The organism is Lentimonas sp. CC4 (assembly GCF_902728235.1).
GTDB lineage: Bacteria > Verrucomicrobiota > Verrucomicrobiia > Opitutales > Coraliomargaritaceae > Lentimonas.
In genome coordinates, this window is the sequence record NZ_CACVBO010000002.1 from 576,573 (window position 1) to 602,892 (window position 26,320).

General features: G+C 51.8%; 16 protein-coding genes. 9 read left to right on the forward strand and 7 right to left on the reverse strand.

Annotated features, from left to right (window positions below; all coding sequences use genetic code 11):
* Positions 1–126 precede the first annotated feature (126 nt).
* The gene (locus GZZ87_RS18750; RefSeq protein ID WP_162028190.1) at positions 127–1,482 is read right to left on the reverse strand and encodes a discoidin domain-containing protein; all 1,356 of its coding nucleotides are present in this window, start codon (positions 1,480–1,482) and stop codon (positions 127–129) included.
* Positions 1,483–1,752: 270 nt separating this feature from the next.
* On the opposite strand from GZZ87_RS18750, the gene GZZ87_RS18755 reads away from it, so the two are divergent.
* Genes GZZ87_RS18755 through GZZ87_RS18765 form a run of 3 tightly spaced genes read left to right on the forward strand, consistent with a single transcriptional unit; the run spans position 1,753 to position 5,538 of the window.
* Entirely contained in the window at positions 1,753–2,739 is a 987-nt protein-coding gene (locus GZZ87_RS18755) for a hypothetical protein (protein ID WP_162028191.1), read from the forward strand.
* A gap of 11 nt (positions 2,740–2,750) precedes the next feature.
* Positions 2,751–3,980 carry a hypothetical protein gene (locus GZZ87_RS18760; protein ID WP_162028192.1) on the forward strand — a complete coding sequence of 410 codons (1,230 nt, stop codon included), beginning with the start codon at positions 2,751–2,753 and terminating at the stop codon, positions 3,978–3,980.
* Positions 3,981–4,038: 58 nt separating this feature from the next.
* Entirely contained in the window at positions 4,039–5,538 is a 1,500-nt protein-coding gene (locus GZZ87_RS18765; protein WP_244647995.1) for a sulfatase, read from the forward strand.
* Between the two features lie 17 nt (positions 5,539–5,555).
* On the opposite strand, the gene GZZ87_RS18770 is transcribed toward GZZ87_RS18765, so the two are convergent.
* The 4 genes from GZZ87_RS18770 to GZZ87_RS18785 all read right to left on the reverse strand — a co-directional run bounded on the left by GZZ87_RS18770 (position 5,556) and on the right by GZZ87_RS18785 (position 9,883).
* Positions 5,556–6,173 carry a hypothetical protein gene (locus GZZ87_RS18770; RefSeq protein WP_162028193.1) on the reverse strand — a complete coding sequence of 206 codons (618 nt, stop codon included), beginning with the start codon at positions 6,171–6,173 and terminating at the stop codon, positions 5,556–5,558.
* A gap of 35 nt (positions 6,174–6,208) precedes the next feature.
* Positions 6,209–7,801 carry a metallophosphoesterase family protein gene (locus tag GZZ87_RS18775; protein ID WP_162028194.1) on the reverse strand — a complete coding sequence of 531 codons (1,593 nt, stop codon included), beginning with the start codon at positions 7,799–7,801 and terminating at the stop codon, positions 6,209–6,211.
* A gap of 66 nt (positions 7,802–7,867) precedes the next feature.
* Positions 7,868–8,560: a PEP-CTERM sorting domain-containing protein gene (locus GZZ87_RS18780; RefSeq protein WP_162028195.1), complete on the reverse strand. Its 693-nt coding sequence runs from the start codon at positions 8,558–8,560 to the stop codon at positions 7,868–7,870.
* A gap of 624 nt (positions 8,561–9,184) precedes the next feature.
* Positions 9,185–9,883, reverse strand: coding sequence for a PEP-CTERM sorting domain-containing protein (locus GZZ87_RS18785; protein ID WP_162028196.1), 699 nt, complete (start codon positions 9,881–9,883; stop codon positions 9,185–9,187).
* 1,140 nt (positions 9,884–11,023) lie between these two features.
* Between GZZ87_RS18785 and GZZ87_RS18790 the strand changes: the two genes are divergently transcribed.
* From GZZ87_RS18790 to GZZ87_RS18815, 6 genes are all read left to right on the forward strand, one after another.
* A complete protein-coding gene (locus tag GZZ87_RS18790) occupies positions 11,024–14,461 on the forward strand; it encodes a hypothetical protein (protein ID WP_162028197.1) in 3,438 nt (1,145 codons plus the stop codon).
* Positions 14,462–14,488: 27 nt separating this feature from the next.
* Positions 14,489–15,175 (forward strand): hypothetical protein, encoded by a 687-nt coding sequence (locus GZZ87_RS18795; protein WP_162028198.1) that lies wholly within the window; start codon positions 14,489–14,491, stop codon positions 15,173–15,175.
* Between the two features lie 45 nt (positions 15,176–15,220).
* Complete coding sequence (locus GZZ87_RS18800; protein ID WP_162028199.1) at positions 15,221–16,483, forward strand: cellulase family glycosylhydrolase; 1,263 nt, start codon at positions 15,221–15,223, stop codon at positions 16,481–16,483.
* 52 nt (positions 16,484–16,535) lie between these two features.
* On the forward strand, positions 16,536–17,966 hold the full coding sequence (locus GZZ87_RS18805; RefSeq protein ID WP_244647996.1) for a glycoside hydrolase family 30 protein: 1,431 nt from the start codon (positions 16,536–16,538) through the stop codon (positions 17,964–17,966).
* Complete coding sequence (locus GZZ87_RS18810; protein WP_162028201.1) at positions 17,963–20,446, forward strand: glycoside hydrolase family 30 beta sandwich domain-containing protein; 2,484 nt, start codon at positions 17,963–17,965, stop codon at positions 20,444–20,446. The genes GZZ87_RS18805 and GZZ87_RS18810 overlap by 4 nt, the downstream gene beginning before the upstream one ends.
* Before the next feature lie 327 nt (positions 20,447–20,773).
* Positions 20,774–21,781: a LacI family DNA-binding transcriptional regulator gene (locus GZZ87_RS18815; protein ID WP_162028202.1), complete on the forward strand. Its 1,008-nt coding sequence runs from the start codon at positions 20,774–20,776 to the stop codon at positions 21,779–21,781.
* Between the two features lie 519 nt (positions 21,782–22,300).
* Here GZZ87_RS18815 and GZZ87_RS18820 read toward each other — a convergent pair.
* On the reverse strand, positions 22,301–24,343 hold the full coding sequence (locus GZZ87_RS18820) for a glycoside hydrolase family 30 beta sandwich domain-containing protein (protein ID WP_162028203.1): 2,043 nt from the start codon (positions 24,341–24,343) through the stop codon (positions 22,301–22,303).
* A 74-nt stretch (positions 24,344–24,417) separates the two neighbouring features.
* Positions 24,418–26,259, reverse strand: coding sequence for a glycoside hydrolase family 3 N-terminal domain-containing protein (locus GZZ87_RS18825; protein WP_162028204.1), 1,842 nt, complete (start codon positions 26,257–26,259; stop codon positions 24,418–24,420).
* Between the last annotated feature and the right edge of the window lie 61 nt (positions 26,260–26,320).

Below are 26,320 nucleotides of genomic sequence, written 5' to 3' on the forward strand. Positions count from 1 at the left end.
TTGGCCAATCGAATGACACAGGTGCCCAATGGCTGACGAATGTCTCTTTCGCCAGCCCGGTCTTTCGAAACAATGATGTCATTGCTAATGCGATGAGGGCGTCGCTTCTTTAGTCGGTGGACTATTTTAGTATCCCATCGCGTCTAAAGCCATTTCGCCGAGATCTGTGAGCTCTCCTGTGCCATCAATAAAAGCGGGGAAGGTCTTATAGAGCGTGATGACATCGGCGTTTCCGTCGGCCGCTTGTTGGATGGAGTCGATCGCTCCTGTCGTTGGGCCTTTGCCGGACTCAGTCGCCCAAACTTCTTTGGGAGATAGATCCTGAAATGCCTGCCACTCTGCTGCATAAGTGATCGTGTTCTTCTTGTCATGAGCACCGTAGGTATCGAAGACCGCTTCCACTGTAGAGTTCTTGCTGATCTTGTTGTAGGTGCCCATCAGCGTGTTAATGTCTGGCCCAACATAATTACGATTTGAAGAGTAGTTATTCCTTAATGCGTTTGTGACATTAATCATAAAGTCATCTCCTCCGCCGCTCTCGTTAAATGGGCTAACGTGTTTTGGCCAAGCCTTCGTCACATAGCTGCCGATCCAATCGGCCCAGTTGTCTTGATATAGGGTGCCAGGAGTTAACCAAACCGGATATCTTGGCCCAGGAGTTCCTAGTGGGCTTGCATGTAATTTGAAGCCGAGGCGCACCAGCTCGTTCCGAATCCAGTTTGTTTTTCTTCCGTCTTTCCAGTAGCAGGAAAAATCGTTGAAGGTGACTTCGTTGGGTGACTGTTCGGTCACGATGCAGACGCGCGCGATCGTGCAGTCAAAGTTGTCTCGAATACCTTCGAGGATGGCGGTGATTTCAGACTTCGACAGGGGTTCCAGTTCGCCTGCCAAGGAAGCCAGGCCTTCGAACTCACCTCCAAAATACATCGGGAACTTTAGATCGGCAGAGACTGCAGGCAGGTTTTCTTCAGCAACCGTTCCTGCTGTGAGCGCAAATTCTTCGATATCTGCTCGGTCAGCCGCCCCGCCTAAGGTCTCAGATCTATCGAAAGTGATGCGGATGAATTGAGCCGTTGTATTAAGCGATTCGGATAACATATCTGTCGATCCGCACAATACGCCTGCAAGCGTGCGGTCCGCGACCGTCGTCCATGTGGTGCCGTTATCGGATGTTTCGACGGTATAGAAAAGTAACCTCGAATGGACGGTTCCAAATTCAATTTGGTCAATGCTCTGGCTACTTCCTAAATCGACTTGCCAATACTCCGTCGAGCTTGCGGTGGGGATCGCGGCCGAAAGCCATTGGTTGCCCCAGCCTGTGAGGCCGTTCAGTGCTTTGTCTGGGGTTTTAGTGCCGTTCGAACTACTCGCAGAGGCGAGGCCAATGGCATGGCACGGTAAGCTGAGTAGGGTAGTGAGGGTTAGGGTGCAGAAGAGTTTATGGCTCCTCGTGATTGAAAAGCGTTTTATGCCTTTTATCATACTATTGGGGGTTTGGGGTGTGGATGATTTTACACCTGAACTATTAGAGGTGTGTTCGTAAAAGCATCCTGTAGTGATCGTCATTTGACTGACTCAAATGACGTAAAGTAGACAATCTTCGTTCCTGATTTGTGACTAATTGCGGGGTATCACGAATCTGGAGTTAAAGCTTGATTCCATTAAATCGAGTTAGATACTTTAAATCCTTAAAATCAAACAGTTTTTCATATTGTTGGATACTTTATTAATTTTTAACGAATGGCATGCTTGATGATTCGGTTGTTATTACTCTCTACAGGCCTCGTTTCCTGCGCCTTTCTAGCGCTATGGATTCGGTCGAAGGAGACTCGGGACCTGGCTGAATTGCCGCGCTTGCATCGTCTGGCCGATCCGATTGCAGGCTCGGAGGATCATTTGCCGGCCTTACCTGAGTTCTCGGAGGCGCCGGTTTTAGACGGCGGCGAGGGGCGTGCTGATGTGGTCAGTTTCGACGGACTCTCAAGTAAAGCGCTCGCGATCAGAGCCGAGCAAGACATTGGGGCAGCCTTGAATTGGCTGAGTGAGGATGCGGATGCGAGCGTGTTTGAGACTGCCTATCCCATAATCATGCACGAGCTTGTGCGGCAGCGCCCTTTACAGGCCGCTCAAATGATACCTGAGCTGCAAAGTGGTTTTCTAAGGGACAGTCTGGTGACTTCGATATCAAGGCAGTGGGTGCAGGTCGATTCCGATGCAGCATTGGCCTGGGCCTCGGCGTTGGAAGATGCTTCTTTGCGCGGCCATGCTCAACGCTCGGTGCTACTCGCAGTTTGCGAGGCCTCTTATGAAGACGCGATGGGGCATGTGTTAGCTCTGAGTGTGGAGCAGGATCGGCTCGATCTCTTATCGACAGTCTTTGCTCACGAGATTCAAAGTCAGCGCCTGAGGACGCAGTCCAGTAGTCGCTTACTGCAGTTGGCTGAGTCCTCGATCGAGCAGATTTCTGAAGCGCCTCTTAGAGGCAGGGCGCGGTTCGAGGCTGCACAGCTTTTGATCGCTACGCACCCGCAGGTTGCTTTCGCTTTGGTAGAACGCGCAGAAGCGTCGGACTCACGTGAGGGTCTCTTATTGACCGCCTTTCGAAGTCTTAGTGAACTCGACCCCGACCTCGCGAATCACATGCTAAACGAATCAACGTTAAGTGACTCAATGAAAGATCAGCTGAGGTCCGCCAGTGGGCCAGTGCTGGTCGAGATGGTCATACCTAAACGCCCCTGAATCACACTCTTATGAAGAAAATACCCCTGAATGCGATCCTCGTCGCTGCCTGTGTGCTCTGCTTGCTAATCATTATTTGGCTTTGTATTGCAGCGCCTCGCAAGGAGGCAAACCCTGCTCCGAAATCATCCGCGCAGGAAAGCGTCGATGACGCCGAGTTGAGCACTTCGCTTCCACCTGCAAACGAGCAGAGACCAGTTTCCATGCATGACGACGTCACGGACGAAGCCGCTGTGCTTGGTTTTAGAGAAAGGATCGATCAGCTAAATGAGGAGGGGAAAGATGATATTGATCTGATTGACGAATGGGCCAAGGAGTCCCCTTGGGACGCTTGGGATTATATCGTTGAGCAGAAAGAGGGTGCCGACTTTGCGCGGGTCTTTGAAGGTGTCTTTATTCCCATGGCGGAGGAGGATGCTGCACGAGCGGCCGCGCTTCTGGCCGAAGTCCCGGAGGGCTCCCACTTGAGCGACGGCTACATGTTTCTAGCGCATTATTGGCCGCAACAGGATGTCTATGCCGCGTTCGAGTGGGTGTATCAGTTGCCAGATAGTCCCCTGGTCAAAATGACTTATGAATCGATCGTCACTCGATACGCAGAGCAATCTCCTTCCGAAGCAGTTGCGATTTATGATGAACTTTCGGATAGTCGGTTTAAGTCGGTTTTGTCTGCGTCGATTAGTTATCACATGGCCAAGGAAAGCCCAGTGGAGGCTTTGGCATGGGCAAACTCCTTGCAGGATCCCCAGCGTAAGCAACGGGCGCTGAGCGCTGCCCTCTCGGTTGTTTCGGAAAGCGCTTACGATGATGCGATCAGCTTTGCTCTGGAACAGACGGAGGGAGAATTACGTTCTCGCTTGGTTCAGGTCATGATCTCCAAAGCGGTCTACAACGAGAGCCAGAACAGTGCCGCGGGCGCGTATCGTGTTTCTCCTGAATTAGCGCGCGAAATTACATCGTTACCGTCCGTCGCCCTGCGGGATCGTGCTTGGTCTGCCTCTAGTAGCATTCTGCTGGTGCACCAGCCGGAAACTGCTTTTACCATTTCTCAGCAGGTGGAAGATCCGGAACTCAGGATGGAATCGCTGCAAGCCGCGTTCGCGCAGCTATACTCAGTGGACCCGGATCGCGCCATGCAGGTGCTATCGGAAACTGCGGAGGAAGCCGCGACTCGCACGCTATTACTCGGTTCGATCGGTCTCGATGCGCAGGGATTTGTTGTGCCCGTGCTGGAGCCGTGACTCTTTGAATGAAGCAATCAATTATATACGTAATTCTTAAGCTAAAAGTAACCTTTATATGAAATACTCTAAAACACTATTATTAGTTCTGTCGGTCATGTTGACTCCTAGTTTGTCAACGGTTGGCGAAGCCGCGACGGCGGAACAGCCGAACATCATTGTTTTTCTCGTGGATGACATGGGCTGGCAGGATACGTCACTGCCCTTTCTCTATGAAGAGGGCAAGCCGGTGAAGACGCCAGCGAACCTGCGTTACCGCACACCAAACATGGAAGTGTTCGCCACGCAGGGGATGCTATTTACGGACGCGTATGCGCAACCCGTTTGTTCGCCCAGTCGAGTGACCTTGTTGACCGGCAAGTCGGCGGCGCGGCATGAGGTGACCAATTGGGTGAAACCTAATGGGCAGGAAACAGGCTGGCCGGTGTCTCCTGAGCATTGGCGCAGGCAAGGTGTGGACGAGGCCGAGAGAGGTAAGACGTTGCCCGATCGACTCTCCGACGCTGGATACCGAACGATCCTTTGTGGGAAGGCTCATTTTGGCAGTATGAAGAGTTGGGCGGCAGATCCTCTAGCCGTTGGGTTCGAGGTCAATATAGGAGGTTCAGCAATCGGCCTCCCCGGATCCTATTACGCAAATGGTGAGCACCCTTATGGTAAAGGGACGGATCGCGCGGTGCCTGGTCTGGAAAAATATCATGGCAGTGAGACCTTCCTGACGGAAGCGCTGACCCTCGAGTTCAATGCTGCATTGGAACAGAGTGTTCAGCAGGGGAAGCGTTTCTATGGATATATGGCGCATTATGCCCTCCACAGTCCTTGGAATTCGGATCCGCGTTTCGCAAGCCACTACAAGAATGATTCATCGATGAATGGAAGCGCGCGTGCCTACGCCACTCTGATCGAGGGGATGGATAAATCGCTTGGTGACATCATTCAAAAACTCGAAGACTTGGAGATTGCCGAGGAGACCCTGATTTTCTTCATGTCCGACAACGGTGGAGAGAATCCCATGGGGCAGGCACCTCTAAGAGAGCGTAAAGGCAGCTTGTATGAAGGCGGCATCCGCGTTCCGCTGATGGTGGCTTGGGCGAAGCCCAATCCTCAGAACCCTCTACAGCAACAATTACCGATTCCTCAAGATTCCGTAAACCATCATCTGGTTCATATTGTGGATCTTGTTCCCACGATTCTCGCACGTGCGGGCGTGTCGTTACCGGAAGATGTCATCATGGATGGCTATGACCTTGGCGCCACTTTGAGCAATCCGTCTGAAAGCAGCGGGCGGCAATCGCTGTTAGTGCATTTTCCCCACGATCGAAAAAAGCAGCTGGCAGGGACGGTGTATCGAGAAGGGGATTGGAAGCTTGTGTATCGCTACCAGACCGCACAGGCGGAACTGTTTAACCTCAAGGATGACGTGGGTGAAGCAAATGATCTGAGTCAGCAGTATCCGGAAAAAGTGAGCCAGATGCTGTCTGTAATGAAGCAGCAGTTGGAGTCCCAGAATGCGCAGTATCCGATCCATCTCAAAACCAAGCAGTCCTTTTCCCTATAGCTTAGCCGTCGATCATTCTATTCCTGTATGAATTCTAACTTAAATTGGTCGAATGCGAAACCAGTTTTATGCCCTTTTTCGCCGGTGTAAAACTTAGCCATAAATCCAATCTTCTGACCGATTAACGGAGAGTTCTCCGGAATACGAATCTCATAGATTGCTTGTTCCCAGACCCCCGGCTCTAACAAGTCTGGAATGAGATGAGCGTGATCAACAGAGGGGTCCAGCACCTTGGCTAGGTAAAGGTCTCCACTTTTGGGCACGGATTCGCATTCATGTAAGTTCGCAGTGAACCCTGCCGCCACTGGCAAGCGGCGTGAGAAATTGAATTCGTTGGAAACCGCTAGCATAAAGGTAATCCTGTAAATGCCCGGTTTGTAGGTGATGTCGTTAAATCCTTCGGCGTAGAAGCCACGTTGGTTATGGTTCTTAGTGGATGCGAAAATGTATGAAGCGCCTTCTGAGGGGGCTAAACCGCTTGTGGTTTGACTTGCCCATCTGAATCCGTGGTATTTAGACCAAAGTTCCTCGGCCGGCTCTACCGGGGATTCGAAAATCGTCGCTGCTTCTGCTGTGATTGACGAGTGTGCGAATGCGAGTGAGGTGATTAGCAGGGCCGTTCGGTAGGCATTCATGGCATTTAATGTTAGGAAATAATATTTGATAGGTATTATTCAGTAGGCTTGGTGAGCCAGAGGTAATCTGTTTTCCAAAAGCGTAGGACGCGATCGCTTTCAGGGTCGCGAGTTTCTGCGCCGATGACGATGTCTATGGTGTGGGCGTCCGCTTCGGGTCGCAAGTGGAAAGAGGTCAGTAGTTGCTCCTCCGCGCCAGGGGCGATTTGTTTGAAACTGTGCGGCAGACCGCTGCCGCCAGTGATTTTGTTGTCTGCAAATTTAGCCTTAAGCTGAATGTCGAGTGGTGTGGAGAAGGGGTTCTTGACTGTGATCGTGACCTCGCCGCCGATCCATCGGTCATTTTCGGTGTGTGTTTTATGCAAACTGACGACGCCATCGGGTAGGATATAGTTCTGCTCTTTCGCATCGAAGATCTCTTGTGCGACTTGAGCTTCTGGTTCGGTTTCCGGGTAAACGTCGAACACCTGATTGTCGAGATCCACGGCGCGGTAAACCATTTTTTCGGAGCTGCAGTCCGCCACCCAAAAATGCTTAATCGCCCCTGATTGCTTTAAATACTCGCGAGGGTGGTAGCTGACTGCCCGCGTGTTCCGCCCCCAGCACCCGTCTCCCAGATACAGGGTGCCTTGGCCATCTTCGGTCACTTCATCGTGTTTCAGTAGATGACTGCGTTTATAGGTGTGGTCGTGGTTTTCGAAGGCGACTGTCAACTGGTGTCTGTCAAAAATGGGTCCCCAGTGCTTGCGACCCAACTCCGAATAGCGGTTCGTGAAGTCGCGATGGCTGGGGTAGAGTGGGACATGATAAACCGCCGCTGTGTAGCGAATGTCTTGATAGGTGGTGAATGCTTTTTCAAGCCATTCCACCTGCGACTCATGTGAGGCCACATGACTGGTGTCCAATACGAAGAAGACGAGGTTTTTTCCGAATTGGCGGGTAAAATAACTGCGCTCCTCTTCCTGGCCGAACAGGGTGAAATAAAACGGAACCTCCGCTTTGGTTTTGTTGAAGCCGCCTCTGACCTCGTGGTTGCCGATTGCTAGCACCAGCGGGATGGTATGGCCCTCGGAGGTGATCATTTCTTCGGTGTAATAGCTTAGCCAAGTATCCCATTTGTCGACCGATTCTGTCAGGCCGTTCGCGTAGGCGATATCTCCGCCGATGACTGCAAAATTAGGGTCAAACGTGGCGGAGTGTCTGAGCAGTGTGCGAACATCTTCAGAGGTGCCCATGTCGCCCCCAGTGACAAAACGCAGGGCGGTGTCATCCTGAGGAATCGTTTTGACCTTGATTTCAGGCGAGAAACCGAACTCCGCGTTGCCGACGGTCAGAAAATAGGTCGTGGCCGGTTCGAGATCCTGAAGGTTGACTCGGTAGATCGCGCGGTCCTCTAAATCCGGAATACTGAGGGTCTGACCTTCCGACTGGTAGCTGTAAGCCTGGTGGTTTCCTCCTCTGGACACCGTATCATAATAAACCACAGGTGAAGACTTTCCAGGGGCGGACTGCCAGTTCGCCGTCAGCGTGGTGGAGGGGTCCCCCATGTAAGTGAAGAGAATGTGCTGCGGTTGCGCCCAGAGCGAAGCGGTTAAGAGAGATAGGAGGAGAAGAGGGAGTCGTTGCATGGAATTTAAGAGGCCAATGTATCAGGAGCCAATTGAGCTGCCGCAATTTAAACGGAAGCGTTCCGCTTAGCTACGTTTGCGGCGACGGGCAATCGCACCCATCATCACTAACCCGGTGACTAGGCAAACGCTCGCGGGCTCCGGGATATCTACGGTGATCCCCACGTTATCGATTCCCGCGGCGGCGGTGCCTGCTGCGATGAAGTCGAAGCGAAAGGTCGCCGATTCGTTGTTGGCCAGAATCGTGTCGGTCAATACGGTGCCGATAGGTATGTCGGCATCTTCCCAGTCGTTGTTGCCGCTGCCGTAGTCGGTGCTTGTAGTAACGCTGCTTAGAAATGTGTTTTTCTTGGCGTCCAGATCTCCGCTGTCGTAGTAGAGCTTGATCGTCATTTCTTGGAAGACCCAGCCGTAGTCGAAATGGATGGAACCTAGTGGCAAATCTGCGCCAGAAATGTTGGTAATGGTGAATGTTTGAGAGTTTCCGTCTTTTACCTGCCAGCTGAGTGAGTTGTTGGGGGCAGCGGGGGTGCCGATGCTTCCATAGGTGCCATCGTTGGACGCTGCTGACGACCAATTGAAAGAGGAAACATTTTTAGCGCCGATCGTGGCCTCGACCAAGTCGGAATTTTGAAAGGAGGGAGGAGGTGCATTGAATCCTTGGCCACCGTCCCATCCGACGAGCAATTCGGCAGCTGAGGCGGACGCAGCGATTGAGAGCATCGCAGCAGTGGCAAGGAATTTGTGGAGAGTGTCCATGGTGTTTTTGGGTTGTGGGTTGGCAGCGATGGGAGACTTGCAACTATGTCTAATTATATCATTTATAGTCAAACAGTTTTCTTGTCGGAATCGTAGTAAAGATACTGAAATCGTCGATGCTTCGATTCGTGGTGTGCTCGCTTGTGAGCGCCAGCAGCAGTGGGGGAGTTTGCACCGGCTTCGCGTCCAAGGGCATGATGCCGATTCTGATAAGCATTGCGCTATTTGCATTGGTAATGAGCTGACGATGCTCGGACGAGGCGGAGCTCGTCCCTCCCGGAGGGAGCATTCTAAAATTAGGGAGGGACCACCTCCGCGTGGTCCGCGTTGGCCTAGTCTCAAATCTAAAATACGCACACTATTTCAGGAATGGTATAAGCACGAATAACCGACGATCCATGCCAGTCGCCCAAATTGCGGTCAGTCTGGAAGGCAACTGGCTCGATCGAATCCTCAATGCGACTTCCCGAGTCATTGACTGCTCCAACGAAAAAGTCCTGCGCCGTTTCCGACGCAGGACCTACCCTATAACAGCCTTGCGCTGTTTGATGGCGCAAGGCTTTACCCTAATATATACCCCTATTGTATATAAAAAATGAATGTCCTTGTGGTTTAACGCTGAGCTTAGCTGCGTGAGCGGCGGCGTAGTGCTACGAAGCCCATGAGGAAGCAGCCGGAGATGAGTGCATAGCTCGATGGTTCAGGAACGATGCTGATCGCGATGTTGTCGAGGCCAGAGGCGCCAGTGCCTGCTACGGAGATGTCGATGCGAAATGTTGCTGAATCAGCGTTAGCTAGAACGAAGTCGGTCAAGGTCGCTGCGAATGAGATATTTGCATCCTCCCAATCGTTATTGCCATTTCCTATGGTTGTTGAAGTCGTTACGGAGCCTAAGAGTGTGTTGTCTGACTCTGTAAGGTCGCCGCTATCGTAGTAGAGGCTGACAGTCATTGCATCGAATACATCTGCGTAGTCGAAATGGAAGGAAGCTAATGTCAGATCGGCCCCAGAGGTGTTTTCTATGATGAAGGTTTGAGACTCTCCATCTTTGACCTGCCAGCCTAATGAGTTGTCTGGCGCTGCGGGGGTGCCTACGGTGCCCCAGGTGCCATCGGTTGACGATTTGCCCGACCATGCGTGAGAGGAGACGCCCTTAGTTCCGAGGCTGGAATCGACTAAAGCACTTGTAATAACGCTTGTGTCGCCGGCCGCGTTGTTGCCTTGGCCGCCGTCCCAGGCGGCGACGATGGTCTGCGCTGATGCGGCCGAAGCGCCGATGAAAGTGATTGCAGCAGCTGCAAGGAATTTTTGGGTATGATTCATAATGTTTTCTTTGATGGAGGTTTTTTTTTGATTCAGGGTCTGTTGAATGATGCTTTTATGAGAGTTTCGCCCTTATTGTCAAACAGTTTTTCAAATAATTTAAACTTATCCTTGTTTGCATCGCTCCAGAGGTGGAGGCCGCAAGGCTGCGCTTGTAGGGTTTTTTAGTCGTCTGATCGTGAGGCGTATCTTCCTTGCTCGTTATAGCATTTCTAATGAATCGTGCGCCCATGGCATTGTCGATTCGCTGGCGATGCCCGGACGAGGCGGAGCCTGAGCTTTACCCATAAGTTGAGTATGTGTGGAGTGAGTGGTAAAAAGCTCCTTCCCTGCGAAGGGAAGGTGTCTCGGTCTGCCGAGACGGCATGCGCCGCCGTAGCCTTGGCGTAGGAGTGAAGGGTTTCGCGCAACATGAGTAGATTCTTTGAACCTAGATACGGCAGTTGGCATGGGCTCTGATTCTTAAACCGTTAATGGACGTTAATTAACGTCAATCCAGCCCACTGCCAAAATGGCGAATGAGCTAACACTCCATTCATAGTTAGAGACGTTACTCAAGTATTTAAGCAGTATGTATTTAGAACCTCTGATTAACGTGCATTAACGTTTATTAACGGTTAAACTCATCTTTTTAGGTTGAACTACCCCGCCGAAACCCCTCCGACCCCGCCCTTCGACGGGCTCAGGGTGGTGAGCTTGTCGAACCACAGGCGGGGCCACCTCCCCTTCGCTGGGGAGGAGCTCAAAGAGCCGCGTTCATCGCGACAACTAGAAGACATAAAAATGTGGGTAAAGATCAGCCTCCGCGTGGTCCTTCTGGGTCTAGTTTTAGAGCTAAAATTCGCAAAATACTTCAGAGGTGGTATGATACAGGTTTCGCAAATGGGAGCAGGATGTTCCCGTTGCTCTCCATGATAGCGATTCGTCGGGCAGTGGGAGTATCCTGCTCCCTTTTTATTTTTTCTGAATCGTAAAACTTGATGTGCGGCAGAAGTCGTTGATGGGATTCAAGAAGGGCGCGAAGGGTCGGCGGTATGCCCAGCTCTGTGTCTTTGATGGTTGTTTGCGAATATTTGTCATAATATTTTACTTGCAGTTGCGGTGTTGTTAAACAGTTTAATTTATTTAACCATTCGACCGATGAATAATTACGCCCCAATTTTAGTTCAATCACGCGGTAGAGAGCGCAATTCCGGGTTCGCGCTCGTGATCGCGCTGTCGCTGATGGCTTTCGTGTTGCTGTTGTTGTTGAGTATCTCCGTGTTCGTTCAAGTGGAGACGAAGGTGGCGACTCAAGGCCTGACCCGGCTCGAAGCAGAAAACAACGCGCTGTTGGGCGTTTACCAAGCGCTTGGCAATTTACAGAAGCTGGCTGGGCCAGATCAGCGTATCACGGCGAATGCGAACCTATTTACAGAGACCGCTTCGGGAGGAGCCGCTGCGCCGGTCGACGTTCAGCAAAGTCAATGGCTCGGTGTTTGGAACGTCGAGGGCTATGAGGAGTTGGGGGATGAGTCTACCTATGACGCTCTGACGCTGAGTGAGCGCTTCGCAGGTTCTATGGGGTGGCTGGTCAGCGGAGATCCCGCGACCGTCTCGCCGGAGGACGCCGATGTGACCTACGAGACACTCGTCAGCGAGAAGACGGTTGAATCAGAGTCTGGAGTGGCTGAGGCGATCACGGTCAAGGCACCTCTGGTCGAGGTGCTCGGTGCGGGTGGTCAGGTGGAGTCTCGTTATGCTTATTGGGTGGGGGACAATAGCCAGAAGGCGACTGTCAATCTGGGCGGCGATCTTTCATCGGAGTTGGATGCAGCTCAGCAGCTGTTGCTTCAGCAGAGCCTAGCAACGTCTCAGGGCGGCAATCTCGCCTTCGGTGATGCGTATGATATGGACCGTTCGGAGCGTGTGCTGAGCCTCGCGGACGCGGCTATCATTGGTGCGCAGGCGCCTCAGGACTTCTTCCATGACGCAACCACTCGGAGTGACCGACTATTAACGAATACCCAGCGCGGCGGGTTGCGCAAGGATCTCAGTGTCGCGTTCGACGTTGCTTCTGCATTGGATGATAAGACTGATACACAGCTTCCGGATCGGATGCGGGTGAATCGTCTCGAGCTGCCATCAGAGTTTCAGATCGATGAGGGCGATCTAGCGGATACGGCTGGCTTCCTTTACGTGTTGGAAAATCAGTCAGTTGTGAATCCGTGGACTGGAGGGACTGTGACGCAGAATCAACTGAGGGGGCCGGCATGGCAGATCTTCGCAGACTTTTATAATCTGCAAGATAACTACGATGTAAGGGGAGAGGACAAGATTCCGACGCTTCGCCTGATACTGGAAAGCTACCAGAAGACCGGGGCCGACGCCTTCCACTATCTCGAGCGTGGGTATCGCACTTTCCAAGAATACCAGAACCAGGATTTGCAGTATTACAAATCTCAATTGTTGAGCAGTAGTCTTTCCAATAATAAGCAGATTCCCAAAGAGGAGACACCCGTCTCCAGTCAAATGTATCCTATTCTGACCGAGTTTGCCTTATTCTTTACCCTAGGGTTTAGCGCGGATGGGGAGCTCGAGCTTCGCACGCATCCTTATGTGGAATTCACGAATCCCTACGATACGACACTCGACTTTGATGGCGACTTGGAAATTCTATTTTACGGTATTAATGCCTTGTTTAACTTTGAACTAATCGGTGCGGACTCGGTTCTCTATTCAGACGAGGTCAGCGCAACTAACCGCACCTCTTCATCGATGATGTATAGTAATGTTGCTACCACCTCGATTGATAAAATTCAGTTTAAAATGAAAGCCGTGCAGCCGATGGCACCCGGTGAAGTGCGGTATCTTGTTTTGGATACGAGTAAGACCAATCGTCCCGACTCGATGTTTCTTATCGACTCGAATGACGACTGGAAGTCCAACTATGTGGCAGCTCAGGTTCGGCCTAAAAACCTGGGTAGCGGGTCAGTTTATAATTTGGATCGTGTCTGGCTCGGGGGGAGTGCAGCGCAGGATCCTGTCTATCAGTTGGCCGATTACGATGTATTGCAGACCGAAGTCATCGTTGGGCCCACGGAGCTCGATAGTGGCGGCAACGCAATCCTGAATCGGCCGCGATTCTTCTTCGTGAAGAAAGAATCTGGTTCGAATCGAATGCAACCCATACAGGCGGGCAGTTTCTATGTGGCGGGTGCCGCCAACCAATTGGTTTACTCTTTGAAGTCCACCTCCATCCCGGGTGAGGATATCAGTGCCGAGGTTGAGTTGGCCGCCTTTCACCTGCGTCTCCCTTCAGCAGACGATTTAATCTTTACGAACGATCCCGAAGATTTTCTAGGGAACTGTAATCCGAGGGCACCGCTTTTGAATCAAGCGAATGGTAATGTCGGCTCGACTCCAGCCGCCTTTGCGATGGCGACCATGCAGTATGATGTATGGGAAAATGCCGATGAAATTCTTAATTTAGGAAGCTGGGGCAGCTCGAACGTCGATTCAACGGAGGCGCCTCTGTTTCATGTCCCACGGCAGGCGCCCGTTTCGCTGGGTGATTTTCGGCATCTCAACTTATCGATTCAACCGCATGAGCCCGCTTATGTGGTCGGTAACTCACTCAAGCCCTACGGCATGTCGGATAATACGCGCTATTTTGAAAATGTTGCTTCTACGCAAACCTCCGTTTCCTGGAGCACTCCCAACAGCTTGGACGGTGTGGACTATGGATCGAGTGGTGTTTCCAGTGAAGAGTCAGATATGCTGGTGGATGTGGCTTATCTGACCAATCGCGCGCTTTGGGATGGCTATTTCCTTTCGACCTACGACGAGGATGATGCGTTCTTTGCCAATCCGCGTATGCGCTTTCTGCCGAATCGTTCCGTAGCGACTGGCGAAGTGTTGGCTTACGACACCATGGCAAAGAAGCTGTATGTCGAAGGTGCATTCAATGTGAATTCCACATCGGTGAAGGCGTGGGAAATGTTTCTGGGCGGCATGCAGGAGATTGAGATTGATGGAGCTCCAGTCGATCATGTCTATTTGAATAAGCCGGAGCCCGAGGGTGCGGAGGATGATGAATGGAAGGGCTTTCAGACCTTAGATGAAGCGGATATTTTGGAGCTGGCGCAAAAGGTTGTCGAGCAGGTCAAAGCGCGCGGCCCTTTTATTAGCTTGTCACACTTCATTAACCGCCAGTTGGAGGCGGGCGCGCACGGCGAGCGCGGAGCACTTCAGGCTGCGATCGACGAGACTGATATCAATAATGGCCTCTTTCCTTTCTCGCCCGCATGGCTCAAGCAGACGGATATGCTCGGCCCACTCGGCCCCTTTCTTTCCGTGCGGGGCGATACCTTTACCATTCGCGCCAAAGGTGAATCGCTCAACAGCGTCACTGGGGAGGTGGATGCCGAAGTCTGGTGTGAAGCGATCGTGCAGCGATTGCCTGAATACATCGACTCCGATGAAACATCAGGCAACGACTCAATCGATTTACCAGCAGATCTGATCACCCTCAACCAGAGATTTGGCCGTCGATTTGAAATCGTCTCTTTTAGATGGCTAAGTCGCGATGAGATTTAACCGCAGTCGCTGAGAACCATATAAATAATGAAATCACTGATCCTCACCCTCAGTCTGCTTGGTGCCCTTTTTCTGAATGGAGCGCGTGCGCAATCACCAGATCCGGAAGATTTGCGCCAGTTCAACTTCCAGATTATCTCGCTCAACGACTCGATTCGCGACGCGTATTATTTCAGTGACGGTGACTATAAGCCTGTTTTCGTGACGAATAACAACTTCACGCAGCTTTACCGCTACAATGGGCCAAAACCATTGGCACTATATCGGCAAGTGCAGAGAGCCGAAGGCCCCGGCTACGAACCCTTCGCGGTTTGGCCTGGATCCAACGGTGCCCGCGAAGGTCGGCACTATATGCTGTTGGTCTCGCAGACTGAGGAGACTTACAAGATTTCTTCGTTTGATCATACCGAAAATGCCGGCAAAAAAAACTTAGCGCTTTTCTTCAACGCTACCAACGAGCCGATGAAGGTGTATGCGCGCGGGCTCGAATTCGATTTGGCTGATTTTAGTAGCGAGGCGATCGTCATGCCCGTGGACGAGCGCGGATTGTTTGAAGCCGCGATTGTGACCAAAAGCGGGCTCGTTTTTCGAGGCAGACTGAAGATGCCGCTTGGCGAGCAAGGTATGTATTTCGTGCGGCCGTCGCGCGTGAGTAACAACCAAGTGGCGATTAAGCGAATTAGGAACCCCCGCCGCGTGCCCGGCGCCGAGTAGTGCTTCGGGTTGAATTAAGGCTTCTTCTCAACGATTAGATACTCCATGTCCATTAACATCCGCACTATGCCACTGTTGTTCATCGCAGTGCTATTCGCAGGGGCACTCAACGCGAATGACTTGCCCGCTGATTTCTTAAAGACCAGTGGCACTTTGATTAAAAACCAGGGAGGGCAGGGAGAGGTCGTTCAATTGGTCGGCCCAAACTTAGGAGGCTGGATGTTGATGGAGTCGCACATGTCGCCTTTGCATCCCAGGTATGCCGATAAGAATGAAAAATATAAAAATGTGTTTGATGAGGTCAGCTTAAGAGGTGCATTGGATGCTCGTTTCGGTGAAGTAAAGCGCTGGGAGTTGATCAATGCCTTTCAAGATGCGTTTATCACGGAGCCGGATTTTGAGATCATTGGGCGGTCCGGTTCGAATGTGGTGCGGCTGGTCATTTACTACGAGAATCACATGGACCGAGAGGGTAACTGGTATCCGTGGAAATTTGAGCGCTTGAAATGGGCGGTGGAGATGGCGCGTCAATACGGAATGTATACCATTCTGGATGTCCACGGTCCGCCGGGCACGCCGAACGGAAACGATCATTCCGGTCAACAAACTTGGGTCCCAGAGGGGGTGGAACATCCGACCTTGACCAAAAATAGAGTGCTCAATCTTTACACGGATGAACGTCGCCAGCAGATGTATTTCAAATTTCTGCGCGGTCTGGCAGAAGAGTTTGTGGGGAATCCAGCTGTCGCGGGTTATGATATTCTCAACGAACCGAAGTCGGATGCCAAGCGAGACCGTCCACACTTGTGGCCGATCATGGAGCAGGCGTATCATACGGTGCGCGAAGTGGATCCCGATCACATCATCTTCATGATGTATGCGTTCAGTGCGTATGGCTTTCCAGATCCTCAGGACCTAGGGTTGACGAATGTCGTTTATTCTTCGCACTTTTACAACGATTCGGCAAAAATCATCAGCAAGGCGCGAGAAATTACGGATACGTTTGGAGTGCCCGTCTATGTGGGCGAGTTTCACGTTAAAGATGGCGGGAAGGATGGCATCTTAGAGGCGCTGACCGCTTCTGGGATTTCCTACTCGTGGTGGAGTTATAAGACGTGGATGAACTCCATGTTGAAACAAGTGAATGGGAAGGCGAACATTCCCGATGTGACGAGCGATTCGTTTGAGGAGATTCGGACAAAGTGGTCGAACTGGCGCACTAGTAGTGAGGATTCGGAGATATCCCTTGCATGGATGGAAGCGATTCTCGCAGCGACCGATGCTCCTTCGATTCGCCATCCGGAATAGCCGGATATGATCATTCGTTACCCGAACGATGGATTTTAGAACACACAAGAATATGAAAAGTAAACTAATTTACCTCACCTCGCTTCTGGCGGCTTCGGTCGCCCATTGTGCGAGCATCAGCGTCTACACCACCGCAAAAGATACTGAGCTTCGTCTCGCGCAGACGGCGGGCGGGGAATTTCGCCCGGCGGATCAACCCACCGAAAACGAAGTGCACGTCTTTGTGGATACGGACAAACAGTATGAGCGCTTTTTCGGCATCGGTGGTGCGATTACGGATGCCAGTGCCGAGGTCTTTGCGAAACTACCAGCCGACAAACAGCAGGAACTGTTGACGGCCTACTTTGATGAAGACGAAGGCATCGCCTACAATCTGGTGCGCACCTCGATCCATAGTTGCGATTTCAGTTCTTCAAGTTTCACCTACATCGAAGAGGGCGACGCAGAGCTGAAGACTTTCTCGATCGAGAAGGATCGGGAGCTTCGGATCCCTTTTATTAAACGAGCCATGGCTGCGATTGGTGAGAAGGGAGTCTTCTATGCCAGCCCTTGGAGCCCGCCTCCGTTTATGAAGGGGAGGGAAGACATGCTGCAGGGCGGGCAATTGCTGCCCGAATACAGAGGCGCATGGGCGAACTATTTCGTGAAATTCATCGAAGCCTATGAGGCCGAGGGAATTCCAGTCTGGGGCGTCACCATTCAGAACGAACCGATGGCGACGCAGCGTTGGGAAAGCTGTATCTATTCAGCGGAGGACGAGCGCGACTTTTTGAAGGATTTCCTTGGACCCGCATTTGACGAGGCTGGCTTCGGCGACAAAAAAATAGTCGTATGGGATCATAACCGAGATCTGATCAACCGTCGCGCCAGTGTGATTTTCTCAGACCCAGAAGCCTCGAAGTATGCGTGGGGGATCGGCTACCACTGGTATGAAAATTGGACCGGCGGCTTGGAGATGAGCAGTAATATCAGTCGCGTGCGGGAGGACTTTCCTGACAAGCACGTGCTGTTCACGGAGGGCTGCTGTGAGGCATTTGATCCTGCTAAGTATCAGTTCTGGGCCAACGCGGAACGCTACGGCAGAAATATGATTAAGGACTTCAATCGTGGCACTTGTGGTTGGACGGATTGGAACATCCTGCTCGATCATACGGGCGGGCCGAACCATGTCGGTAATTTCTGCTTCGCCCCTGTGCATGCCGATACCCGCACCGGTGAGCTGATCTTTACGCCGACCTATTATTACATCGGGCACATGTCCAAGTTCATTAAGCCTGGAGCACAGCGTATGAGCACAGTGAGTAGCCGTAGTGCCCTCTATTCGACTTCGTATCAAAATCCAGATGGATCGATGGTCAGCGTGGTAATGAATCACACGGAGAATGAAATTCTCTATTCCCTGCATGTCGACGAGGGCGAGGTGGACATCACCATTCCTGCGCGCGCGATACAGACAATTCTATATGGAGATGATCGAAAATGAAACTTAAATTAATAGCTTACGCGGGCGTTCTCGTCGGGTGCACGGCAAGTCTTTGCTCGCAAACGATCACTTTCACTTCCCCTGATTATAGCGATGGCGCATTAAATGCCAGTGGCGCATGGAATGCGGATACGGAGTGGCTAATTTCTGAGGCATCTGGTGCAGGGAAGGTGCAGTCGACGGGCACCAATAAAATTGCGGTCTTAAACATACCTCGGGCGCTTGCCGTCGGGCAGCGGTATGAGGCTGCGATTAATTTTCAATACCTAGGGAGCTATGAGGCTACCGATTTGACCTCGAATACATTCATGGTTGGTCTGAAGGCTGACAATACGTCGAGTCATGTATCTCTGGGCACTCCCGGGGCCAGCGCACAAGTTCAATTTGCTACAGAATCTGGAAGTGCCGTTTATCGCTTAAGGCAAGGCTACTCGGCGTTCCCTGGAGTGAGCAGTATCTCTAGAGCCTTCTCTGATGGGGATGTATTGGAATTCAAATACACGATTGCTCTTAGTTCGGACGCCGAAAGTAGCTCTGTGGATATCATTTTAAGTAATCTGACGGCTGGAGTGAATACTGGCATTGGCACGATTACCGGGATTGATCAAAGCCTCTATGATGCGCTCATCGGGGATGGGGCGTATCTATATTTTCAATGGACGAATGGTGGTAACTTCGGCTTTACCGGCGCTCAGGTAAATAGTCTGACGGGAGCGTTGCTGACGACAGAGGATCCGACACCGAATCCGACTCCTGAATTTGCGAGTGTCGAGTCTTGGATGTCGGCTCGTTACACGGGCTACTCTGGAGATGTTGTCCTCGCACAAGCCGATCGCGCAATGCAAGCAGGAGAGGGAAGCCAGACCGCTAAAGTCTCGCTAGACTTTTTTGACGAACATCAGCCCATCGTAGGATTTGGAGCATCGATGACAGAAGCATCCGCTAAGATTATCTATGAATCAGATGATCGAAATGAAATCATGGAGAAGTTGTTCGATCCCGAAACAGGAATCGGTCTCTCTTTGGTCAGAATCCCGATGGGCGCGTGCGATTTTTCGATCGATGTTTGGTCCTATGAAGATGTTCAGGGAGAATTTACAATTGCCCGAGACCTTGCGTATACCATCCCATTGCTCAAGCAGGCCTTGCAGTTGAACCCCGATCTCAAATTGACTGCGGTCCCATGGTCGGCACCCGCATGGATGAAGACGACAGGTAAGATGGAAGGTGGGCAGGTTCAGTCTGAACACTACGACGAATATGCTAATTATTTTGTCGATTTCATTCAAGCATACGAGGCCGAGGGACTGCCCATTTGGTCAGTTGCGCCTCAAAATGAACCGCAACATTCGACCACTTCATACCCGACCACATGGATGACTGCGGCTCAGCAAATCGCTATTATCGCTGAGATGGTGACAGCATTCGAAGCCAATGAGATCGATACCAAAATTATCTGCTTCGATCACAATTACGATATCGGCGAAGCCTACGTGGACGCTGTCTATGCGGATTCGGATGCATTTTCCAGTGTCATCGGGTCGGCTTGGCATCAGTATGGCGGTAATGCCACGTCGATGGGGGCGATCTCTGCGGCGTATCCTAGCAAAGGAGTCTACCTTACTGAGCGCACCGGCAGCAATGACCGCACGAAGACGCAAAAATTTCAATGGTCTAGCAACTTTAACTATTTCATGGGTGATATTTTTTATAATGCGTTGAACAACGATTCGCAGACCTTGCTAACCTGGAATATCGCGATCGACGAAACGGGTGGCCCACGCTTGCCTAATGTTAATTGGGATGAGGCGGCCGGTTTGATCGAATATGATAGCGACTCTGACAGCTATCAATTGTGGGCGGAGTATGCGGCTCTAGGGCAATACTCAAAGGCGGTAAAGCCTGGTGCTGTGCGGATTGGGGTCACCGTCGATCCCGACTTCAATGATAAGCTCTATGTGACTGCTTTTAAAAACACTGATGGCAGCGTCGCTGTCGTGGCTTATAATAAAAATAGCTATACTGTTGATTTTGATATTGAGCTATCAGAGCAGCATCTCGCTGTTTCGATCGGCGAGGGGGAAGCGGTCACTTATTTGATGAATGTGGCTTCAGTCGCTACAAACGCTGCCTATGAGGCATACATGGCTGATAAGCCTGGGGATGAGCTGCTCAAAGGGTTTGATGCAGACCTCGATGGCGATGGTCTGGCCAACGGCCTAGAGATGGCGTTTGGCTTGGACGCCAGCGATCCTGCCGACGCTGCCGAGGTTCCCGTTGGTAGCATTGAGGGGAGTCAGTTTTACGTTCAGACCGACCGTGTGGACGGCATTGCATACGGAGCCAAAGGGAGTTGGGATCTAGATGAATGGTTTCCCGTCGATCCAGCCACTGTTGGCGATGCGGTGCGCTTCAGTTTGGATACTGCTGAGCAGCCTGTTGGGTTCCTGCGATGGATCATTGAACCCAGCGCTGAGTGATCGCGGCTCGCGTCCTTTTCGTTCGAGAAACGCTATTTATATATATGAAGCAATCAGTCAGATTCACCACGTCTCTCGTATTTGTTGTGATCAGCACTGTTGTTTGTTCAGCAGAGATCACCGATGAGCGACTCACTACCAAAGACTAACTTCTAAGGTATTCATAATTGTTTTCTCGCTTATAGCATTCTGCAAGGCAAGAAACATATTGCATAGTTAATTTTATTATTAAAGAGTTTTATCAATTGATTAAGCGCTAAAACATATCACTGGTAGTCAATCTATTCGACTTGCAGTGTAAGCGCTTTAACACTTGTAATAGAGTTTATGGCAGACGCTCCAAAATCTACGAATCAAGCGACGAAACCGAAAAAGCCGGGGTCAAAAGTGAGCATCTATGATGTGGCTGCTCACATCGGTGTTTCTCCAGGCACGGTCAGTCGCGTCATTAACAACCGTGATCGGGTGAAGACCTCGACGCGTGAGAAAGTGCTGGCCGCAGCTAGAGAACTTGGTTTCGCTCCGCAGGCTGCGGTTCGTCGCCGTGAGATCGCCGTCATTACTGAGGAAGATTATCGCGACCGTATTGCTGGGTATTCTGCTAGTCTCACGCAGCATCTAGCCTTTGAGTTAACTCGCCGGGAGATGGCGCTGCAGTTGCCAGAGGCGGCACTCGACTCTCTTCAGACTGCCTACATTAATGGCATTATTGTCGTTTCTCATGGGCCTCATGTCGAAGCGGCTATCGAGCAATTAGAGAAGCGTTTGCCTGTCGTTCACATTGACCTTTTTGAGAAAACGAAAGATCGCTATACAGTGAATTCGGATCATGAGCAGGCCGGCTATCTTGCAGCACTGCACTTCGTCGAATGCGGGCGTAAGCGCCCAGCCTTTTTTGCCTACGATGGCGCGCCCAATAGGGCTCGATTGAGGGGCTTTAAGCGGGGACTCCAAGAGGCAGGCCTAAGTCTGGATGAAAATTTGTTTCTGACGGTGGCGCAAGGAGAGCCTTTCTATGTGGCACTCAATAGTCTCGTGCGTATGCGGGCCGATGCGGTCTACGTGCCCGGTTCAAGTATGGAGGCGGTCGAAGCGCTACACTTGCTTCACTATGTTTTGAAGCAGGAGATTCCCAAAGACATTGCCGTGATCGGAGGGGAAAATGACCGACTCTCTTCATTACTGGTTCCGCCGCTCACGACGATTGAAGAGCCTTTGGGTGACCTGGCAATTAAGGCAGTGGAAATGCTGCAAACTTTAATGGATGGGGATAAGCCAGCTAAAGCTCAAGTGACACTGCCTGTCAAATTGATCCGTCGTGCTTCTGGCGGTTGAGGGATCAACCAATGCCCCAGGGGCACTCCGACACACGCCAAACCCGAATGGCACTAATTTAAGCCACAGTAGAAGCGTGCTTCCAGCCGCTTGCCCCAGTATTTAAGGTGCATCGTCATTTACCGGAGAGTGGATGCATAGAACCACTGGTTTAGCGGGCTTCGCACTCAGCTTCTTTGGCTGAGGATACGTAATATTTTACAACCGCTTGCGCTAGAGAGGGGGAGATTGGGAGTGTGATGGGCACACCCCTATGAACTTCAATCCAGCTTCCTTGCCATACCTTTCCTCAGTAAATGACGATGAGCCGTATTTAAGCGCGCAAAGGCTTGGCCTATCGAATAGAACGCCCTTTCAGGGCTGGCTGTCTGGAGTTTGAATTCCCGGGGCGTTGCCCCGGGCTGATATAGGTTGCCCCCTTGGGGCGAGTAATCATCCAAATTGAAAATATGACAATCTTCTAGACTCTACTGTGTGGCCGGATTCTTGAACGCCTGTATTGCAAGTTGAGGGTGCTGCCTATTCCGTGAATTCTGAAATGAATTTACCGGATATCACAGTCTGATTCTCCAGGCCCGGTAGATCCCAGGCGACGGAGACACGTCCATTCTTTTTCTTACCAGTCTGGCGCGCTTCTATGTAATATTTTCGTCCGGCTTCGAGGCGGATCGGCTTCGATTTCTGATCTGGATGTTGGTCGAAGCTTCGCGCCCAACTCGAGCAAACGGCGATTTCTTGTGTGTTTTCGGGATCTGCGTCGCTGCTTAAATAGAGCTGTGCTTTGCTGTTGCCGAGGACATAGAAGGTATACTCTCCTGTCATATTCGGGTGGACATAGCCCCGTAGCAAACTGATGGACTGCGCTTCCCATTCATCCTTCGTATTCATTTCCGAAAGCAAGACCGATCCTGCTGGGTTTGCTGGTATGCCAGCGTCCGCATACACATCCTTGACCTTATAGAAGTCGGGTGTATTGAGCCACCATTGCTTCAGTATTTTGCCTGTCCCGGTCGGTATTTCCGGTCCAATTATCTGCGGCGGGGCAACGGGATCGAGTGTCATGGATGGTAGGGTGGCGGGGAAGAGATAGGTCGCCACGGTCGAAGGCGGAATCGAGCTGGCCGTTTGGGACTCTCCCATCCGTAGATAGAAGCGTTGCACCCATGGGTTCTGGTTCACGACGACCACTACAATCGTTCCGTCGGGATTTCGGAAGGCCACGTTCGAAACGGTTTCGGGGGTGCCTGCACTGCTGTCGATACGCACCGCTCCCGGGCGGATGAATTTTGAAAATTGTCCGTAGAGATAAAACTCGGGCGTTTTATAGAACTCCTTGCTGTCTCCGTCCTCCTGCACCAGCATTGTCGGGCTGAGTATCTTGGCATGGTTGTAGGGACCCTGATTGTGCTCATCCAAAGTTCGGGTGGTCATGGTGACCCAGTTCATGTAGCTGGTGCTCCAGTTGCGGAACAATTGGACGATCGCATCCATTCCTTCGGTGCCCCATTTCGAACCCTCAGTGAAAACAATATTCATGTCCGGATGCGCCTCATGCACCTTCGAGAGCGCCTCCACACTTCCGCCGTAGTGGTGGAATGCGGCGCCATCGACTAATCTGTTTTCTGGCACCATTTTTTTGTAACCGTTCAATGTCTTGATGGCGTTGCCAGAATGGTTGTAGTTGTGGTCGCAAACCCATACGCGAGTTGTTAGGTCATGCTCTAGGAACTCACGATTGATCTCTCGGGTGATCAAGGCCTCGTCCCAAAACGTGAAGTAGCAGCCCGGATAGGTCTTCGGCACGAAATAGTGCTCGTTATTCACCGTGATTGCATACAGCGGTATGCCTTCATCCGCGTAGGCTTGAACCGACTTGCGAAGGTAAGTGGCAAAATCAGCAAAATGCTCGCGCTTAAGTTTGCCTCCAATGAGGGTTCCGCTGTCTTTCATCCAGCCGGGCGGACTCCAAGTCGATCCAAAGAACACCAGATCCTGTCCGCAGTCCTCGGCCACTTCCTGTAGTAGTTTGACCACGCGGATGATGCCGAGCTTTCGATCGTTTTCGATGGAAAACGGGCCATCCTCCTGATCTTGATAGCTGTAGAATCCCTGCGGATGATCCGATACGGATCGGCCGTCCGAAAAGTCGCTGGCACCGAGTGCGACGCGATACATCGTCATGCCCAGGCCCTCAACTGGATCTACGAGTTGGCGCAGCAGTGCTTTGATTTCCTCGTCGCTGCGGTTCTTCTGCATGGCATAGGTCGAAGTGTCCTCCAGTGACGTGCCGATACCAAGCAGCGTTTGGAACGACTGGTCGGGGTCGATCGAGATCACAGGCAGTTCCGCCCCGCCGATACGGGTCATGGGCAGGTCTGCCTGTTGATCCAGTGTGAAGCGCCATTCTGACTCTGGAATGGGATCGGAATACCAACGCGATGATTTCGGCATCAGTTCCGATGAGAAAAATACCTGCACCCCGGTTGGTTCGGCGCATGCGCATACGGCCGACAGGAATCCCGCCGCTACCATTTGAATCCATTTGTATTTTGCTGTTATCATACTTTACTTTCTCTAGACGTTACTGAGAGGGGCTGGCCATCTGGCCTCGTGAATCCCTCTGCGTTACCTTCTCATTAATATTCTAGTCCGAAGCCAAATTCGAACAGCGGGTCATAGACTGGATCGCCTACATTCATAGGAACCTGATCCATGGATTTCGCCCAAGTGAAAGGCAGTTTGCCTACGGGCGCGAAATCACCAAAGAGCACGTCTGCAATGCCTCGTGCCTCGGTTCCCGGTAGCCATGCTGCAACAATGGCGTCGCTTTGCTCCAGTGCGTCGCCTAGCAGGAGCGGGCGGCCAGACAATAGCACAAGCACCACTGGCACGCCTGCATCGTGGCAGCGTTGGATCACGGCTTGGTCTGCGGGATCGAGATCCAGTGATTCACGATCTCCTTTGCCCTCTGCATACGGCGCTTCACCAACAACGACCACGGCTACGGAGGAACCGGCCACATCGCTGCCATCGGCCGAATGCACGACCTCGGTGTCGTCGGAAACGGTCGCACGGATTGCCTCTAAAATAGTCGTGCCACCGGAGGTGATCTCACCCATTTCTCCCTGCCAGCCGATGCTCCATCCGCCGCACTGCATGCCGAGGTTGTCAGCACCTCTTCCGGCGACGCTGATGCGCTTGATGCTCTTCGCGAGTGGCAGGCGATTTGATTTGTTCTGGAGCAACACCAGTGACTGCCGCACGGATTCGCGTGCGACGGCGCGATGTGCTTCGCTGCCAATTTTTTGCTCCAATCCAGGAGCACCTTTGGGAGTCTCAAACAGGCCTAACTCTGCCTTTACAGTCAGAATCCGCAAGACCGCGTCATCGATACGTGCGAGTGATACTTTGCCCTCGTCGACAAGTTCTTTGAGGAGCGTGATGAATTCGATGTAGGAATGCTCTCCTTCACCTTGCGCGTTCGGGCCGGTCGGGATCATAAACATATCGATCCCCGCATTTACAGATGTCTCGATATCGCTTTTGTAGTCGCCAGGCAGTTCATCGATCGCCGCCCAATCCGATATCACGAATCCTGAATACTTCATTTCACCTTTGAGCACCTCGCGAATCAAGTAGTCATGACCGTGCAATTTCTGTCCGTTCCAACTGTTGTAGGACGCCATGATCGACAGGGTGCCCGCATCGATAGCCGCTTGGAAGGGCTCGATATGGAGGGCTCTGAGTGTCGCTTCATCAGACACGACATCGCCTCGGTCGATACCATTCATGGTGCCGCCGTCGCCCACATAATGCTTGGCGCAGGCGAGTATGGAAGTGCTTGAGGAAAGATCTGCACCTTGCAGGCCTCGGGTCAGTGCAGCACCCAGTTCTCCAGCCAGATCCGGTGATTCCGAGAAGGACTCGTAAGTGCGGCCCCATCGTTCGTTGCGGGCGACCGCAACGCAGGGTGCAAAAGTCCAATCGATTCCTGTTGCCGCGACTTCGAGCGCTGTCACCCGGCCCACCTGCTCGACTAGGTCCGGGTTGCGGGTTGCACCTAGGCCAATGTTATGAGGGAAGATGACGGCGCCATCGACGTTGTTGTGTCCATGCACTGCATCGACACCGAAAATAATCGGTATGCCTAAGCGTGTGGTCGTGGCGTGGTGCTTCAACGCCGCGACATGTTTAGTCCACGCTTCGGGTGAACTACTGCGAGGTAACTCTGCTGCGGCTGTCCGGTCGCTAATCGCCGGATCTAACGGGTCTGAACCACCTCCGCTTAAAAGAGAGCCAATGAAATACTTTGCAATGTGCTCCTCGTGGCCCAGTAGCGCGTTACTATCGACCTGAACCATCTGCCCGACCTTTTCGTCGAGGGTCATTTTTGTGAGTAGTTCTTCTTGTATCGATGTGCCGAATACGGATCCGGCTCCCAATAGAAAGAGTGGGGTAAGTATTTTTGTATTTATCATAAATGTGTGTTTCAGGATTTTTGCAGGTCTATGGGAATTTTACGTTTCCACGGTAAAACAA